Origin of the sequence: Phenylobacterium sp., from assembly GCF_965284355.1 — a bacterium.
Lineage (GTDB): Bacteria > Pseudomonadota > Alphaproteobacteria > Caulobacterales > Caulobacteraceae > Phenylobacterium.
The window spans coordinates 2,605,588-2,621,289 of sequence record NZ_OZ260078.1 but is presented as its reverse complement, the minus strand read 5'-3'; the positions used below and the strand labels follow the sequence as shown (position 1 = coordinate 2,621,289).

Here is a 15,702-nt window from a genome sequence, read left to right as displayed (position 1 = left end):
CTAGAACGGGCGTCGATAGTGGGTCCATAAAGTGGACTCGCGCAAGAGGTCCAGGGGGATGAAACATGGCGAACTGGGCGCGATATGCGGCCTCCGGACTGGTGATGGCCTGGGCGGCGACCGGCGCGGCATGGGCCCAGGAGGCCCCGGCGGCGGCCCGGTCTGACGGCGCCACGACCTTTCCGGCCGCCTTCTTCGCCCCCTACAACCCCGTCACCGCCGCCGACATGGTGGCCCGCGTGCCGGGCTTCGAGCTGCGCGACGGCGACGAGCGGCGCGGGTTCGCCTCGGCCGGCAACCTGCTGATCAACGGCGAGCGCCCCAGCTCCAAGACGTCCGCCGCTGAGCTCCTGAAGCGGATTCCGGCCAACACCGTCACCCGCATCGAGCTGCTCTCGGGCGCCCAGGCCGGCCTCGACGTGCGGGGGCAGTCGCAGCTGGTCAACGTGATCGTCGCCCGCTCGACGCAGCGGACGGCGGCCACCACCTATTCGCTGGGCCTGCGCCACCTGCAGTACTCGAACCGCGTGGGCTGGCTGGTGCAGGCGTCGCGCAACTTCCAGCTCGCGCCCAACGCCGACCTGGCCGTGGACATACAGTTCCCGAACCTGCTGGGCCGCGGCGACAGTCGCGACGTGCTGCTCAGCAACACGGGCGCGGTCACAGGCGCGCGGCGCGTGCTGGGCAAGCCGCAGAACATCGGCGTCCAGGGCTCGGCCAGCCTGCGCTGGCGGCCCGGCCCCAACGACAGGGTCAACGCCAACATCCAGGCAGCGCCCAACTTCAACGTGCTGGAGACCATCCAGGCCGAGGTGACCGGCGCGGGCGCGCCGCGCAGCCTGCTGGTCGGAGACACCGACTACGACAACAACTACACCGCCGAGCTGGGCGCCGACTGGGATCACCAGATCTCAAGCACGCTGTCGCTCAAGCTGGTGGGCCTGCTGTCGAACGGCAGCATCGACCAGCGCGACGTCTTCGAGATCCAGACCTTCCCGTCCAGCTTCCTCACCCGCACCCAGTCCCGCGAGACCCGGAATGGCGAACGCATCGTGCGGGCGCGGCTGAAATGGACCGCCAGTTCCGCGCATACCCTGGAGTTCGGGGCCGAGGGCGCCTTCAACTATCGTGACACCACCCTGGACATCGTGAACCAGCCCCGGGGCGGCGCGCCCGTCCGCGTCCCGCTGGCGGTGTCGAACGCGCGCGTGGAAGAGACGCGCGGCGAGGTGTTCGCCACCGACATCTGGACGCTCTCGCCGGCCTGGACCCTGGAGTACGGCCTGAACGTCGAGGCCTCGCGCATCACCCAGTCGGGCGACCAGCGAAAGGAGCGCAGCTTCCGCTATGTGAAACCCCGCGCCACGGCCACCCACGTGCTGAACCCCAACAGCACCCTGCGCTTCAGCCTGACCCGCGACGTCGCCCAGCTGGACTTCGCCGAGTTCTCGAGCACGGTCGATTTCATCAACGCCGCCACAACCCAGGGCAATCCGAACCTCGTGCCGGAAAAGGCCTGGAAGGCGCGCGCCGAGTGGGAGCAGCGCCTGGCGCCGCGCACGGCGCTGACGGTGGCCGCCTTCGCCGACCGGGTGGACGACGTGCACGACCTGGTCGAGATCGCCGGCCAGGACGCCTTCGGCAACATCGGCCGCGGCCGGCGCATCGGCGTGGAGGTGCGGGGCGCCACGCCGCTGACCGTTGTGGGCCTGCCGAACGCCGAACTGCGGGTGACCGCGCTCTGGCAGCAGACCCAGGTGACCGATCCGATCACCGGCGACAAGCGCAGCTTCTCCGTGCCGCTCGAACGCCAGGGCACGCCGGGCGGCTCGCCCACCTTCAACACCGGCAACAAGGACTGGGCCTACGTCGTCACCTACCGCCACAACCTGCCGGAGCTGAAGGCGTCGTGGGGCGCCAGCGTGGTCGGATGGTCGGGCCGTGAGGAGTATCGCCGGATCGAGGCGATCACCTACCGCCGCCCGGCCCCGCGCCTGGACCTGTTCGTCGAGACCACGCAGATCAAGCCGGTGACGGCGCGCCTGTTCGTCAACAATCTGCTGTCGCCCGACGAGACCCGCACGCGGACCTTCTACCAGGGCAGCCGGGCGTCGGGCGTCGTCCAGCGGGTCGAGGTGCGCGACGCCCGGGGCGGGCCCGAGGGCGTGCGAACCGTCGGCTTCCAGGTCTCCGGGCGCTTCTAGAGCGCGTTGCGGAAAAGTGGGTACCGGTTTTCCGCGCCGAAACGCGCTCAAGCTTTTGATTTAGAGCCTGTTTGCTCCCATCAGGCGATTCCGCCTGATGGAAACAGGCTCTAGGCGGCCGCCCGCTCCTGGTCGCGCCGGCGGCGCAGCAGCTCGGCGGCGCAGGCGTAGGTGCGGGTATTGTCCACGTCGATGGCGTGGGCGCCGTCGGCCAGGATCACCGGCGCGACCGTCAGACGGAACCGCCGGCCCAGCCGTGTCAGGGCGCCGCGCAGGGTCAGCTTGCCCAGCAGCAGGAGCGCCAGGTTGATCGGGCCCAGGTGGACGATCATGCGCAGCGGCTTCTTGGCGAACTGGCCCCCGCTGCGGAAGCTTTCGGCCGCCCGCGTCGCCGCCGCGCCCGACAGCGCATAGAGATTGCAGTTCGAATAGGCGTCGTCGACGAAGCGGTAGAAGCGCCGCTGGCCGTCGGGATGGGCCGCCTTCACCGAGGCCTCGGTGGCCAGGGCCAGGGCGACGTCCGCCCCGTCGGCCAGGGCCTGAAGGGTCTCGACGACCGCGCCCGGCGTCAGCAGGACATTGTCCGACGTGGTGATCAGCATCGGCTCGGCCACGCCCTGCGCCGCCGCGTAGACGCTGTCGGCCAGATTGTCGGCGGCCGGGACGAACTCGAAGGGCGCGCGCAGCACCCCGCGAAGCGCCGCCTCGGCCTCGGGCTCGGCCACGATGCGCAGGCGGGTGAGGCCCGGCGTCGCCGCCAGGGCGTCCGTCACGTGGCGGATCAGCGGGAAGCCGCCGATCTGGACCAGGCTCTTGTTGGCGACGCCGTGCGCGTCGGCCAGCGGATCGGTGCGGCCGGCGCGCTGGGCGGCCAGCACGATGGCGCAGAAGGGACGGTCAGGCCGCAACGTCGACCTCCTCGCGGGTCAGGAGGCCCTGGCGGGCCAGGCTCTCGGCCAGGATGGTCTCGATGAGGTCGCGGTGGCTCCAGCCGATCTGGGCGGCGGCCATGGCGATCGTCTTGCGGGACCACAGATTGCAGTTGAGGTTCACCTCGAGGAACAGGATCTCGCCCGTCCGCACGTCGAGGCGGAACTCGAAGCGGCCGTAGTCGAAGGGCATATACTCGCGCATTACCTCGCGGGCGCGCGCTTCGGCCAGGGCCAGTTCGCGGCCCGCCGCCATCGGCCGGATCTCGTAGCCCTGGGCGGTGATGAGGTTTCGCTTCTCGGCGTAGGTGCGCAGGCTGCCGGGATCGGCCTGCTCGACGATCTGGGTGGGCAGGATCAAGGGCTCGCCGCGCAGGGTCACCACCGAGACCTCGATGTCGTGGCCCACGATGAACGGCTCGACGATCGCGTCGTGGCCCTCGTCGTGCAGCTGGATCACGGCGTTGCGCACGCCGGCCCAGTCGCCGGCCTCGCTGACGCCCCAGCTGGCCGAACTGGCGTTGGGCTTGATCACGTATTGAGCCGCCTTCGGGCACAGGGCGGCATCGAGCGCCGCGCCGCGGCGATAGACCGTCCAGGGCGCCGTCGGCACGCCGCGGGCGGCGGCCGCGAGCTTGGCCAGGTGCTTGTCGTCGGCCAGGCCCCGCAGGATGGGCGAGGCGCCCAGGTAGGGCAGCCCCAGCCGGTTGCAGAGCAGCGGCAGCAGCATCTCGGAATTCAGGAACCCGCCTCGGTTCAGCAGCGGAAACACGAAGTCCGCGCAGGGACGCTCGAACAGCACACGATAGTCGTTGGCGATCTCGAGGTTGAGGCCGATCTCCTCCAGAACGCCCCGCATCTCGCGGTGGTATACAGCATGGGTGCCATCCTCGGGATGGACCCCGCCCTCCCATCGCGCGTGCTTGGCGATGAACAGGATGCGCAGCGCGCGGCGGGCGGCGGCGGACAGCCGACGCGGGGCCTTGGAACCGGCCATGGTGGTCTCTCCCCTTGAGCCGGGTCGGAGAGTTAGCTGCGTCGCGTGACGGCCCCGATACGCTTTGGTGGCAAGATGATGAGCCAGCAGCTGGCCATAGCGGCCGTCGCCCAGTCCGCGCCGCGCGGCCCGCTGGGGCATCAGCACGCCCGGCTTGCCGTTGCCCTCGATCAGCACGGGCCCCTCGGGCGTCATGGCGATGTCCCAGCCGATCAGCGCGTAGTCGCCGAAGGCTTCGGCGTGCGCGCGCTCGGCCAGCGCCTTCACCTGGGGCCAGTCCGGCAGTTCGCGGCCGACGATCGTCGCGCCGGTGACGGGATGGGCAGCGTGATCCTCCCCGCCATACCCCTTGCACGCGACGCCGAGGGCGCCCGTCGCCAGGTCGACGGCGGCGATCAGTCCACCCGCCTTCATGTTGTCGACCGTGGCGTGCGCGACCGAGGCGAAGCGGAAGGTCGCGCTCACCACCTCGGGCCGGCCAACCTCGTCCAGGATGGTCACCACGCGCACCGTGGGCAGGGCGTTCAGCGCCAGGTCGGCGAGATCCGGGTGGGTGGCGATGCGCGGCTGCACCACCAATGTCCCACGCCGACCGGCCAGGGCGCGGGCGATGGCCGGACCATCGCCGCACGCGCCCAGCAGGAGGACGCCGTCGCCGCCTTCGCCATCGACAGGCTTGGCCACCAACTCGCGCCCGGCCGGCTCCGCGTAGGACGTCAGCCGGCCGTCGGCGAACATCGCCAAGGTCTGGGGGTGGGGCAGGCCGGCGGCGGCGCAGCGGTCATAGAACGCGGCCTTGTCGGCAAGGGCGCAGCCGCGGGTCCAGCCCCGCGGGTTGATCCGCTTGTTCAGGGCCGCGTCCTCGAAGCGCCGGATGTAGGCGCCGAGCTCGTCCGCGCGCTCGATCCGGAACAGCGCGATGTCCTGCGGGTCGGCGAAGCGGGCCCGGGCGATGGCCACAGCCTGCCGCCGCCACGCCTCATCCAGCCCGAACTTGCGCTGCACCTTGGCGGCGCGAAACGGGACCCAGGCCTGGAAGCCCAGGCCCACGAGCGCATCCAGCGCCGCCCGCAGCGGTCCGCGCCGCGCCCGCCGCCGCGCATAGTGGGCGGCGAGAAAGGGGCCCGACGTGGGCGCGACGACGCCCGGATAGAGGGCGTAGGCCTTCTTGGCGAAGTAGAACCAGTCGTAGCCCATGGCGCGGGGATCCGTTTGCGACCCGCCCGCCTAGCATCGGATTGTTACAGTCCGTCGCGCCTCAGACGCGCGAGCGCGGCCCCCGGGAGGGCCGTTAGACGCTTCGACGGTCTGGAAAATTGGAGCGGGCGAAGAGATTCGAACTCTCGACCCCAACCTTGGCAAGGTTGTGCTCTACCACTGAGCTACGCCCGCGCTCCGTAGGGGTTTTTGACGCCCCCAAATGCGAGAGGCGGCCTTATGGCAGACCGCTTTCGGCTTTGCAAGCGGGCTGCGACAGCTGATTCAGCGGCCGATGCGCGGGGCCTTCAGACGGCGCTTGTTGACGTGGCCTTCGGGGGCGGCGGCGCCGGCCTCTTCGGGGAACTCGCCCTTGAAGTAGTAGCGCTGCCAGGCCTCCTTGGTGGCCTCGGGATCGCCGCGGAAAATCTTCTTGTTGAACTCCGAGCGATGCTTCTCCCAGACGTCGTACTGGTGGCGAAGCTCGGGGTTGGAATCGAGCTGGCGGATCACCGGCTGGATCTCGTGCAGCGGGTGGTCCTGCAGCAGCGTGATGAAGCAGAAGGGCTCGCCCTTCTCGAACCGCACCTTGCCGGGGCGGGTGAAGAGCCAGTTCATCGTGAAGGGGAACGGCAGCCAGTCGGTCTCGACCACGCCGGCCAGGGGCTGGATGCCGTCCTTGACGTGGTTGGGCGTGCCCATGGCCATCATCGACCAGCCCGGCGGGGTGCGGAACATGTAGCCCACGTGGAACGTCACCACGCCGTGGCTGAAGTGGCTGGAGACATAGTGGTGGAAGTGCGGGTGCGGGCGGTCGGGCGTGAGCTTGATATCTTCCTGCATCAGCCCGCCGTTCCACTCGGCGGTGAAGCTGACGGGGCAGAGGATCTCCCAGCCCGAGGTGTTGGCCATGTTCAGCGGCAGGCACCGATAGGGGTGGCGGGCCAGGAAGTTGTCCATCCACGCGCGCGGCTGGCGGCCCGGAACGATCTCGGGCGGCGTCACGTCGCGGCTGACGGTCGGGTAGCACTCCAGTTCCATCGGGTCTCGCTCGGCTGGCCTCTGCGCCAAGACCCTTACGCGCCCGCCCCCAGACATGAAAAGGCCCCGCCTGCGTTTGCAGCCGGGGCCCTTCCGCAAGTGATCGGTCGCAGAACTAGGCGGCGACCATCCGGCGGCGCGAGCGCAGCATCGCGCCGGCTGCGCCGAAGCCCAGGATCATCATGGCCCAGGTCGCGGGTTCGGGAACGGCGGCCACGTTGCCCGCCAGACCGTCGAACTCGAACGCGTCCGAGCCGGATTGGAAGGTGATCGAAGACACCTTGGCGCCGTTGAAGTCGTAGTAGACGCGGAAGCCCTTGGTGCGGTCGCCGTTGCCGAGCACGCCGTTGCCGCCCCAGATCGCATCGCCGGAGAACACCTGCGAACCGCCGTTGAGGAGGTTGAAGGTCACCTTATTGTAGCTGTCGGGCGAGCCCATGTAGAAGTTGAAGCTCTTCAGCACGTACCCGGGCGCAACCGAGAACGTGGACAGCCCGGACCCCTGCACGGACGCGTAGCGGGTCGGGTCGCCTTCGTAGGTGTTGCCGCCCTGGCAGCAGACGGTGATCGAGCCGTCGCCGGTGTACGGAGGCGGCGCGCTGTTGGAGACGTCGAAGTCGCCATCACCGTTCTCGGTGAACGGGCCCACGACATTGCCGGTGAACGTGGTGAGCGGGCTGTCGATGGCGTCGAAGTCCTCGAGGATCACGCCCTCGTTGGTCGTGTAGAGCTGATTGCTCACGGCCGACGAGACCACAATGGCGGCATTGGCGGCCGAGGCGGCTGCCAGGAGGCCAACAGCGGCCGACGCCGCCATGAGCGAACGAAGTTTCATAGGCATCCCCAATGGTAAAACAGGCCCCATACCCCGGGAGCCTTCCCGTTCATCAACGTTAATCATACTTTCACCACTATGGGTCACCGAACCGGATTCGCCCAGAACGCGTTTTTTTGAGATTTCTGACGAAAACACAGGGACTTGAGTTTCGTTGAGTCGCCCTCGCGGTCGTGGGCTCTTCGCTCTGGTCACCATGTTGAGTATGGCGAGGCATGCAGACCCGCACCGACCTCTTCGCCCTGTTCGACCGCCTGGGCGTGTCCCACCAGACGATGGACCACCCGGCCGTGTTCACGGTGGGCGAGGGCGAGGACATCAAGGCCCGGATCCCGGGCGCTCACACCAAGAACCTGTTCCTCAAGGACGCCAAGGGCCAGCTCTGGCTGATCTCGGCCGAGGGCCACGCGCAGATCGACCTGAAGCGGCTGCACACCGTCATCGGCTCGGCGCGGCTGTCGTTTGGCAACGCCGAGCTGATGGCCGAGACCCTGGGCGTGACGCCGGGGTCCGTGACGGCGTTCGGCCTGATCAACGACACTGACCGGCGGGTGCGCTTTATCCTGGATCGGACCCTCGCGGAGGCCGAGCTGGTGAACTTCCACCCGCTGACCAACACCGCCACCACCACGGTCACCCGCGAGGGGTTCCGGACGTTCCTCTCGGGGATCGGCGTGACGCCGATGGTGGTCGATTTCGCCGCAATGCAGGTCGTGAACTAGCGCCAGGCCTCGACGGCGCCCATTTTTGGCGCGAGTAGATTGAACGCTTCGACACAAGGAATTCCGGGCATGACCCTGATCGGGGGAACCCAAGGCCAGCTGGCCGCAACCCAAGCCGGCGACCTCATCAAGGACACCACCGACGCCAGCTTCATGGCCGACGTGGTCGAGGCGTCGAAGGAGGTCCCGGTCATCGTGGACTTCTGGGCTCCCTGGTGCGGCCCGTGCCGCCAGCTGGGCCCGGCGCTGGAAAAGGCCGTCACCGCCGCCAAGGGCGCGGTGAAGCTGGTGAAGATCGATATCGACAAGAACCCCGCCTATGCGGGCCAGCTGCGGGTGCAGTCCATCCCGGCGGTGTTCGCCTTCGTGGACGGCCGGCCGGTCGATGGATTCATGGGCGCCCTGCCCGACAGCCAGGTGAAGCAGTTCGTCGACCGCCTGGCGAAGTCGGGCGCCGGTGTCTCGCCCGCCGATGAGCTGCTGGCCATGGCCAAGGAGTCGCTGGAGCTGGGCGATCCCGGCGGCGCGGCCCAGGCCTACGCCCAGGTGCTGCAGATGGACCCCACGAACGTGAAGGCCATCGGCGGCATGGCGCGGGTGCTGCAGCAGGCCGGCGACCTGGAGCAGGCCCGCGAGGTGCTGGAGCTGGCCCCCCCGGACGCCAAGGATCCCGACATCGACGCGGTGCGCGCAGCCCTGGCGCTGGCCGCCGAGGCGCCCTCCGAGACGGCCGAGTTCGAGCAGCGGCTGGCTCGCGACCCTGACGACCATGAGGCTCGCCTGGAACTCGCCAAGGCCTTGGCCGCTTCCGGCAAGATGCATGAAGCCGTCGACGAACTCATCGAGAGCATCGGGCGCGACCGCGAGTGGAACGATCAGGCTGCCCGCAAGCAGCTGCTGACTATTTTCGAGGCGGCCGGGCACATGTCGGAGGTCGCCAAGCAAGGTCGACGCAAGCTGTCATCCATCCTGTTCAGTTAGGCCTTTAAGAAGGGGCTGCATGGCGTCCTACCGCACAGTTTCCGAACTGCCGCAGTTGATCCCGGTCTTCCCGCTGGACGGCGCCCTGCTGCTGCCGGGCGGCGAGCTGCCGCTGCAGATCTTCGAGCCGCGCTACCTCAACATGGTCGATGACGCGATGGCGGGCGACCGGGTGATCGGCATGCTGCAGACCCGCGGCGGTTCGCGCGCGCGGCCGATCCTGTCGCCCGTTGGGTGCCTGGGCCGGATCACCAGCTATGCCGAGACCTCGGACGGCCGCTACCTGATCACCCTGACCGGCCTCTGCCGTTTCGATACGGGTGAGGAGCTGGATCTTCGCCTGCCCTATCGCCAGGTGCGGGCGAAGTACGAGCGGTTCGGCGACGATCTGGGCGAGGATGAAGAGGCCGAGGTGAGCGCCGCAGCCCGCAGCCGCTTCGCCACGGCCCTCAAGCGATACCTCAACCACCGCGAGCTCGACATCGACTGGGCGACGGCCAACGACGCGCCTCTGGAGGCGCTGGTCAACAGCCTGTGCATGGGCCTGCCGTTCGAGCCGGCCGAGAAACAGGCGTTCCTGGAGGCGCCCGACCTGGCCGGCCGCTTCGAGGTGCTGACCACCCTGCTCGAGATCGACGCGTCCGATCCGGATGACGAGCACACCTCTCTGCAGTAGAGGGACCCCATGAGCGAACCCGCACCTCTGCTGGCCGACGTCGACCCGCGCCTGCTGGAAGTCCTGATCTGCCCGGTGACCCACGGGCCGCTGACCTACGACCGCGACAAGGCCGAACTGGTCAGCAAGGGCGCCCGCCTCGCCTACCCCATCCGCGACGGCGTGCCGATCATGCTGCCCGAGGAAGCCCGCGAGCTGGGCGAAGGGGAGTAGGGCCGAGCCCTTTCCCCTCCGTTCTGGGCAGGGAGACTAAAGCGCCTCGCCTCGCAGCAGCCGGGGCAGGTCGCCGACCGCGCCGCCGGCCTCGTGCATGAAGAACCGCCGGGCCGGGCCGATGCGGTTGACCGCCGCCATGCCCATGCCGCGGACCGTGCGCAGCAGCGGATGGTCGTTGGAGAACAGGCGGACGAAGAGGTCCATGCCGGCCGAAAGCGTCACGGTGTCGAACCGCCGCCAGGCTGCGTAGCGCTCCAGCACCACCTCCGAGCCGATGTCCTCGCCCACGCGCAGGGCGTCGACCAGCACCTCCGCCAGGGCTGCCGCGCCCTTGAGGCCCAGGTTCAGCCCCTGCCCCGCGATCGGGTGGACGCCATGGGCGGCGTCGCCCAGCAGGGCCGCGCGGGGCGCGATGAAGCGTTCGGCCAGCTGCAGGCTCAGCGGATAGGTGAAGATCGGTCCCTCGACGCGGATCTCGCCCAGGAAGTCGCCGAACCGGCGCTCGAGGTGGGCCTGGAAGATCTGCGGCCGCGCTGTCTTCAGCGCCGCGCCGTTCGCCGGGCTCTCGGTCCAGACCAGGCTGGCGCGGTTGTCGGTCAGCGGCAGGATGGCGAACGGGCCGTCGGGCAGGAAGTGCTCGTAAGCGACGCCCTGGTGGCTCTGCTCCAGGCGCACGGTCGCCACCACGCCCACCTGCGGATAGTCCCAGCCGATCGCTCCGATCCCGGCGGCCTCGCGGATCACCGAGCCGCGGCCCTCGGCGCCGACGGCTAGCGGCGCGCGGAGCACCCGGCCGTCTTCCAGCGTCACCTGGGCCTCGCGCGGGGTGAAGGCGGCCTTGGCCACCCGGGCGGGCGCCAGCACCTCGATCCCCGCCTCGGCGATGGCCGTCGCCAGGGCCGCGCGGACGTGCCGGTTCTCCAGAAGGTAGCCCAGCGGCTCGCCATCGGAGCGATCGGCGATCTCTTCGGAATCGAAGCGCAGGAAGAACGGCGGCGCGCCGCCGGTGGCGGCGCCCGGCGTGGAGTTGTCGGTGACCAGGATCTGCTCGATCCGCTGGGCGTGCGGCTCCAGGGCCTCCGCCAGGCCCAGCGCATTCCACTGGCGGAAGGCGGCGTAGGCGATCGCCCAGGCGCGGCCGTCGAACGTGGGGGCCAGCTGGGCCTCGAAGGGCATCGGGTCGACCAGCACGGGCGTCAGCCCGGCCCGGGAGAGCGAGAGCGCCAGCGTGGCGCCTGCCACGCCCGCGCCGGCGATGATGACGTCAACGTCCTGGCTCATGCGGCGGATAGGCCACGAACCCGGCGCGCCGTCCAGCGCGATGACGGGCGACCGGATATAAAATGGACGAAGTCGTCCACTCTTCACTTGCCGGTAACGGGACCTGCGCCTATTTCGAGTTTGACGATGGACGGTTGCGTCCAATTTTCCCGAGTGGGGGCATGTCATGGCCGGTATTCCGAAGGGCCGTCTGGTTCCGATCGCGGCGGGCGGCGTGGCCGCGGTGGTCGTCGCCGTGGGCGGCGGCCTGTGGTGGATCGATCGCCAGAAGTACGAGACCACCGACAACGCCTTCGTGGGCGCGGACAAGGTGACCGTGGCGCCGCTGGTGGACGGCTACGTCGCCGAGGTGCTGGTCGACGACAACCAGGCGGTCCGTCCCGGCCAGGTTCTGGTGCGCATCGACCCCGCCACGCTGAAGGCCAGACTGGCCCAGGCCGAGGCCAACGCCCAGGCCCTGGAGGCGGCGGTCTCGGCGGTCGACGACAAGGCGCGCCTCGAACAGGCGATGATCGCCCAGCGGGCGGCCGCCGTGGAGAGCGCCCACGCCCAGGCCAACTGGGCCGACGGCGAGTTGAAGCGCTATGGCGCGCTCGCGCAGCAGGGCTGGGTCTCGCCGCAGCGCGCGCAGACGGCGCGCAACGCCCAGGAGCAAGCCGAGGCCGGGGTCGCACAGGCGCGCGCGGCCCTGGAGGCCGAGCGTCGGGCTGCCCAGTCGTTGGGCTCGGCCCGGGAGCAGAGCCTGGCCCAGGCGGCGGCCGCGCGGGCCGCCGCCGAGCAGACCCGCATCGACCTCTCCCGCACCGAAATCCGCGCGCCCGTCGCCGGGGTCGTCGGCGCCAGGGCCGTGCGCGTGGGCCAGTACGTGCGACCGGGCGGCGCCCTGATGAGCATCGTGCCCCTGGCCGACGCCTATGTGGTCGCCAACTTCAAGGAAACGCAGGTCTCGCGCCTGCGCATCGGCCAGCCGGTGGAGATCCACGCCGACGCCTTCGGCAAGGAACCGATAAAGGGGCGCATCGCCAGCTTCGCGCCGGCCACAGGCGCCGAGTTCGCGCTGATCCCCGTGGAGAACGCCGTCGGCAACTTCACCAAGATCACCCAGCGCCTTCCCGTCCGCATCGCCATCGACAAGGACCAGAAGCTGGCCGGCGGCCTGCGTCCCGGCCTGTCCCTGAAGGTCAAGGTGGACGTGACCCGCGACACCGGCCCCTCGTTCGCCGAGGCGGGCGCGGCGGCGACGCCGGCCCAGTTCGCCCACCGGGGCGCGGCGCAGTAGCCCCGTGACTGACGCGGTCCTCCATCCCGAAGCCCCGCGGGTGCGGAAGCCCGACGCGCCCGTGATGCTGGGCGCCGACGGCAGCGCCGTCGACTGGGTGAAGGTGTTCCTGGGCTTCGGCGGGATGGTGATCGGCCAGTTCATGGCCATGCTCGACATCCAGATCGTGGCCAGCTCGCTGGTGCAGATCCAGTCGGGCATCGGCGCCACGGCCGACGAGATCAGCTGGGTTCAGACCATCTACCTGCTGGCCGAGGTCGTGGTCATGCCGCTGACCGCCTACCTGACCAAGATGTGGGGCACGCGGTCGTTCTACGTGATCGCGGTGGTGGGGTTCATCATCACCTCGGCGGCGGTGGGCCTGTCGTCGTCGGTCGCGGCGATGATCTTCTTCCGCGCGCTGCAGGGCCTGTTCGCCGGGGCGATGATCCCGCCGGTGTTCGCCACCGCCATGACCGTCTTCCCGCCCGAGCGCCGGGTGACGGCCAATGTCATCGTGGGCCTGATCGTCACCCTGTCGTCCACCATCGGCCCGACGCTGGGCGGCCACCTGACCGACCTGCTGAGCTGGCGCTGGCTGTTCTTCATCAACATCCCGGTGGGGGTGCTGGTGATCTTCCTGGTCGGCCGCTACGCCAACTTCGACAAGGGCGACCCCAGCCTGTCGAAGGGCATCGACTGGTGGGGCCTCGGCCTGATGGCGGTGTTCCTGCTCTCGATGCAGTACTGCCTGGAGGAGGGAAACTCCGAGGGCTGGTTCGACGATCCGGTGATCCTCTGGCTGGCCGTCACCGCCGGCCTGACGGGCGTCGCCTTCATCTGGCGCCAGCTGGTCTACTGGCAGCCGATCGTCTCGCTGGCCCCCTTCCGCGACCGCAACTTCTCGCTGGGCATCGTCATGACCTTCGTGACCGGGGTCAGCCTGTTTGGCGGCACCTTCCTGATGCCGATTTTCCTGGGCCAGGTGCGCGGCTTCTCGTCGGCCGAGGTGGGCAACACCATGCTGGTCACCGGGGCCACCATGTTCCTGTCGGCCCCCATCGCGGGACGGCTGGTGCGTTTCATGGACCCGCGGGTCGCGATGATCCTCGGGTTCTCGCTGGCGGCGTGGGGGATCCAGCAGGGTGTGCGGGTCACCGACCAGTGGGGCTTTGCCGAGTTCTTCATCCTGCAGGTCGCGCGCGGCCTGGGCACCATGGTGGCGATGATCGCCGCCCAGCAGATGAGCGTCGCCTCATTGCCGGTGACGATGATGAAGGACGCCTCGGGGCTGATTAACCTGGTTCGCAACGTGGCCGGGGCGATCGGCCTGGCCGTGCTGTCCACCATCCTCAGCCATCAGGGCGCGGTCCACTACATGGACCTGGCCAGCGCCGCGTCGATGGACAACGCCGCCAGCGCCGGCCTGATGGACGGGCTGACCCAGATGATGGCCGCCAGCGGCGCATCCGACCCCAACGGCATGGCCGCCAAGGCCATGAACCTGATGATCCACCGCCAGGCCGCCGTGCTGAGCTTCGGCGACGCCTTCGCCGCGCTGGCGATGGGCTGCTGGTTCGCGGTAGGGCTGGCCTTCTTCGTGAAGCCGGTGTCGATCGACCCGGCCAAGCAGCAGGGCGGGGGCCACTGATGCCGCGCGTGGCGGGCCAGATCGATGTCTCGAAGAACGAGGCGATCCTCGACGCCGCCATGGAGGTGATGGCCGAGCGGGGCCTGAGCGCTTCGCTGGAGGAGATCGCGCGGCGGGCCGGCGTCTCGAAGCAGACGATTTACAATCACTATGGCGGCAAGGCCGAGCTGGCGCGGGCGATGTCCGAGCGCCGGGCCCACGAGATCGGCGAGGTGCTGGCTGCGCCGGGCGCGATCGAGGCGCCGGAGGAGACGCTGGCGGCCTACGCGCGCGTCCTGCTGAACGCCGTGCTCAACACCCGCGGGATGGCGATCTATCGCATGGCGATGCTGGCCTCGACGACCATGCCCGACGTGGCCCGCGCCATCTACGAGGCCGGACCCCGTGCCAGCCGGCGAAACCTGGCCGACTTCCTGCGCCTGGAGAACGCCGCGGGGCGCCTGTCATGCCCCGACCCGCTGGAGGCCGCGGAGTTCTTCGGCGGCATGGTGCTGGGCCGCTTCCAGACCGCCACCCTGATGGGCCAGCCGGTCGACCTGACCGACGCCGAAATCGAGCGTGTGGCGGTGGAAGCCGCCACGCGCTTCATGCGCGCCTACGCGCCCTAGAGCCCGTCCCCCTTGGCTTTAATAAAGCCGAGCGGGAGACACGGGCTCGTCGTCTTCCTGCTGGAGCGCATCCTTGTCGCCTGCAGTGGCTCATCCTCGGCGGGATGCGCTCTAGAGCGTGACCGCTTCAGCATGGAGCGTATCCGGAGTTGACGAGGTAGTTGGCACACTCGGCGGCTGAGAAGTGGTCGAGGAGGAGGCCGATGCGTCGCCAGGTGGCTTCGACGGTGCGCTCGGCGGCTTTGCGCAGGAGGGTCTTCAGCTTGGCGAAGACCTGTTCGATGGGGTTCAGGTCGGGGCTGTAGGGCGGCAGGAAAATCAGGTGCGCGCCGGCGCGCCGGATGGCCTGGCGGACGGCCTTGCCCTTGTGGCTGCCGAGGTTGTCCATGATCACCACATCGCCGGGGGCGAGCGTCGGGACGAGGACCTGTTCGACGTAGGCCCGGAACCACTCGCCGTTGATCGGCCCATCCAGGACGAAGGGCGCGTCGATCCGATCGCATCGCAGTGCGGCCAGGAAGGTCAGGGTCTTCCAGTGGCCGTGAGGAACCTTGCCGACCAGCCGCTGGCCACGCGCGCAGCGGCCGTGGGTGCGGGTCATGTTGGTCTTCGCCCAAGTCTCGTCGATGAAGACCAGGCGGCGCGGATCAAGCCGGCCCTGATGGCGTCGCCAGCGGTCCCGCTTCCTGGCCACGTCCGGTCGGTCCTGCTCGATGGCGTGCAGGCTTTTTTTTGAAGGTCACGCCCTGGCGCAGGTAGAAACGCCACACCGCGTCGTAGCTCACAACCACGCCGCGGTCGGCGAGCTCGGCCTGGATCGCCCGGAGCGTCAGGTCCGGCTGCTCCGCGATCCGCGCCAGCAGCCAGTCCCGCTCGCCCGCCAGCACCAGCGGCCGATGACCGCCCATCCGCCGCGCTGCGGCGCTGCCTTCGCTCCGCAGACGCTGCGACCAGCGCACCGCCGTCGCCACCCCGACCCCGAACCGCTCCGCCGCCTCACGGCACGTCCCGCCCGCCACCACGAAGCGCGCCACTCGATCCCGCAGATCAAGCGAGTAGGGTCGACCCATGCGAGCTGGCCTCCCATCCAGCCCACATCTTGAATC

At 69.4% G+C, this 15,702-nt stretch carries 14 protein-coding genes and 1 tRNA gene; 8 read left to right on the top strand and 7 right to left on the bottom strand.

The genetic code is table 11. From position 1 onward, the window contains the following. Positions 1-65: 65 nt before the first annotated feature. Complete coding sequence (locus tag ACQ66R_RS12715; protein ID WP_430422480.1) at positions 66-2,204, top strand: TonB-dependent receptor plug domain-containing protein; 2,139 nt, start codon at positions 66-68, stop codon at positions 2,202-2,204. Positions 2,205-2,314: 110 nt separating this feature from the next. Here ACQ66R_RS12715 and ACQ66R_RS12710 read toward each other — a convergent pair whose 3' ends face one another. The 5 genes from ACQ66R_RS12710 to ACQ66R_RS12690 form a co-directional block, all read right to left on the bottom strand. Beyond that, positions 2,315-3,112 carry an NTP transferase domain-containing protein gene (locus ACQ66R_RS12710; protein ID WP_430422479.1) on the bottom strand — a complete coding sequence of 266 codons (798 nt, stop codon included), beginning with the start codon at positions 3,110-3,112 and terminating at the stop codon, positions 2,315-2,317. Then, positions 3,102-5,327, bottom strand: a complete 2,226-nt coding sequence (locus ACQ66R_RS12705; protein WP_430422477.1) for a sugar-transfer associated ATP-grasp domain-containing protein — start codon at positions 5,325-5,327, stop codon at positions 3,102-3,104. The genes ACQ66R_RS12710 and ACQ66R_RS12705 overlap by 11 nt, the downstream gene beginning before the upstream one ends. A gap of 120 nt (positions 5,328-5,447) precedes the next feature. Further along, positions 5,448-5,522, bottom strand: a tRNA-Gly gene (locus ACQ66R_RS12700). A gap of 90 nt (positions 5,523-5,612) precedes the next feature. Continuing rightward, a complete protein-coding gene (locus ACQ66R_RS12695; RefSeq protein WP_430422475.1) occupies positions 5,613-6,368 on the bottom strand; it encodes a DUF6065 family protein in 756 nt (251 codons plus the stop codon). Between the two features lie 115 nt (positions 6,369-6,483). Continuing rightward, the gene (locus tag ACQ66R_RS12690) at positions 6,484-7,203 is read right to left on the bottom strand and encodes a PEPxxWA-CTERM sorting domain-containing protein (RefSeq protein WP_430422473.1); all 720 of its coding nucleotides are present in this window, start codon (positions 7,201-7,203) and stop codon (positions 6,484-6,486) included. A 215-nt stretch (positions 7,204-7,418) separates the two neighbouring features. Between ACQ66R_RS12690 and ACQ66R_RS12685 the strand changes: the two genes are divergently transcribed. The 4 genes from ACQ66R_RS12685 to ACQ66R_RS12670 all read left to right on the top strand — a co-directional run bounded on the left by ACQ66R_RS12685 (position 7,419) and on the right by ACQ66R_RS12670 (position 9,795). Continuing rightward, positions 7,419-7,925 carry a prolyl-tRNA synthetase associated domain-containing protein gene (locus ACQ66R_RS12685; protein ID WP_430422471.1) on the top strand — a complete coding sequence of 169 codons (507 nt, stop codon included), beginning with the start codon at positions 7,419-7,421 and terminating at the stop codon, positions 7,923-7,925. Between the two features lie 69 nt (positions 7,926-7,994). After that, entirely contained in the window at positions 7,995-8,906 is a 912-nt protein-coding gene (locus ACQ66R_RS12680; protein ID WP_430422470.1) for a tetratricopeptide repeat protein, read from the top strand. Positions 8,907-8,925: 19 nt separating this feature from the next. Continuing rightward, the gene (locus ACQ66R_RS12675; protein ID WP_430422468.1) at positions 8,926-9,582 is read left to right on the top strand and encodes an LON peptidase substrate-binding domain-containing protein; all 657 of its coding nucleotides are present in this window, start codon (positions 8,926-8,928) and stop codon (positions 9,580-9,582) included. A gap of 9 nt (positions 9,583-9,591) precedes the next feature. Next, the gene (locus ACQ66R_RS12670) at positions 9,592-9,795 is read left to right on the top strand and encodes a Trm112 family protein (protein WP_293361077.1); all 204 of its coding nucleotides are present in this window, start codon (positions 9,592-9,594) and stop codon (positions 9,793-9,795) included. Between the two features lie 36 nt (positions 9,796-9,831). On the opposite strand, the gene ACQ66R_RS12665 is transcribed toward ACQ66R_RS12670, so the two are convergent. Continuing rightward, the gene (locus tag ACQ66R_RS12665) at positions 9,832-11,079 is read right to left on the bottom strand and encodes a UbiH/UbiF/VisC/COQ6 family ubiquinone biosynthesis hydroxylase (RefSeq protein ID WP_430422466.1); all 1,248 of its coding nucleotides are present in this window, start codon (positions 11,077-11,079) and stop codon (positions 9,832-9,834) included. Positions 11,080-11,245: 166 nt separating this feature from the next. On the opposite strand from ACQ66R_RS12665, the gene ACQ66R_RS12660 reads away from it, so the two are divergent. The 3 genes from ACQ66R_RS12660 to ACQ66R_RS12650 are packed head-to-tail and all read left to right on the top strand — an operon-like array spanning position 11,246 to position 14,596. Beyond that, the gene (locus ACQ66R_RS12660) at positions 11,246-12,358 is read left to right on the top strand and encodes an HlyD family secretion protein (RefSeq protein ID WP_430422464.1); all 1,113 of its coding nucleotides are present in this window, start codon (positions 11,246-11,248) and stop codon (positions 12,356-12,358) included. A gap of 4 nt (positions 12,359-12,362) precedes the next feature. Next, positions 12,363-13,988 (top strand): DHA2 family efflux MFS transporter permease subunit, encoded by a 1,626-nt coding sequence (locus ACQ66R_RS12655; protein ID WP_430422462.1) that lies wholly within the window; start codon positions 12,363-12,365, stop codon positions 13,986-13,988. Then, positions 13,988-14,596, top strand: a complete 609-nt coding sequence (locus ACQ66R_RS12650; protein ID WP_430422460.1) for a TetR/AcrR family transcriptional regulator — start codon at positions 13,988-13,990, stop codon at positions 14,594-14,596. Before ACQ66R_RS12655 ends, ACQ66R_RS12650 begins: the two co-directional genes overlap by 1 nt. Positions 14,597-14,723: 127 nt before the next feature. Here ACQ66R_RS12650 and ACQ66R_RS12645 read toward each other — a convergent pair. Next, positions 14,724-15,666 (bottom strand): IS630 family transposase gene (locus ACQ66R_RS12645; protein ID WP_430419033.1). Its coding sequence is split into 2 segments (ribosomal slippage): positions 14,724-15,329 and positions 15,331-15,666, totalling 942 coding nucleotides; the frame shifts between segments, so codons are not numbered across the junction. Positions 15,667-15,702 lie beyond the last annotated feature (36 nt).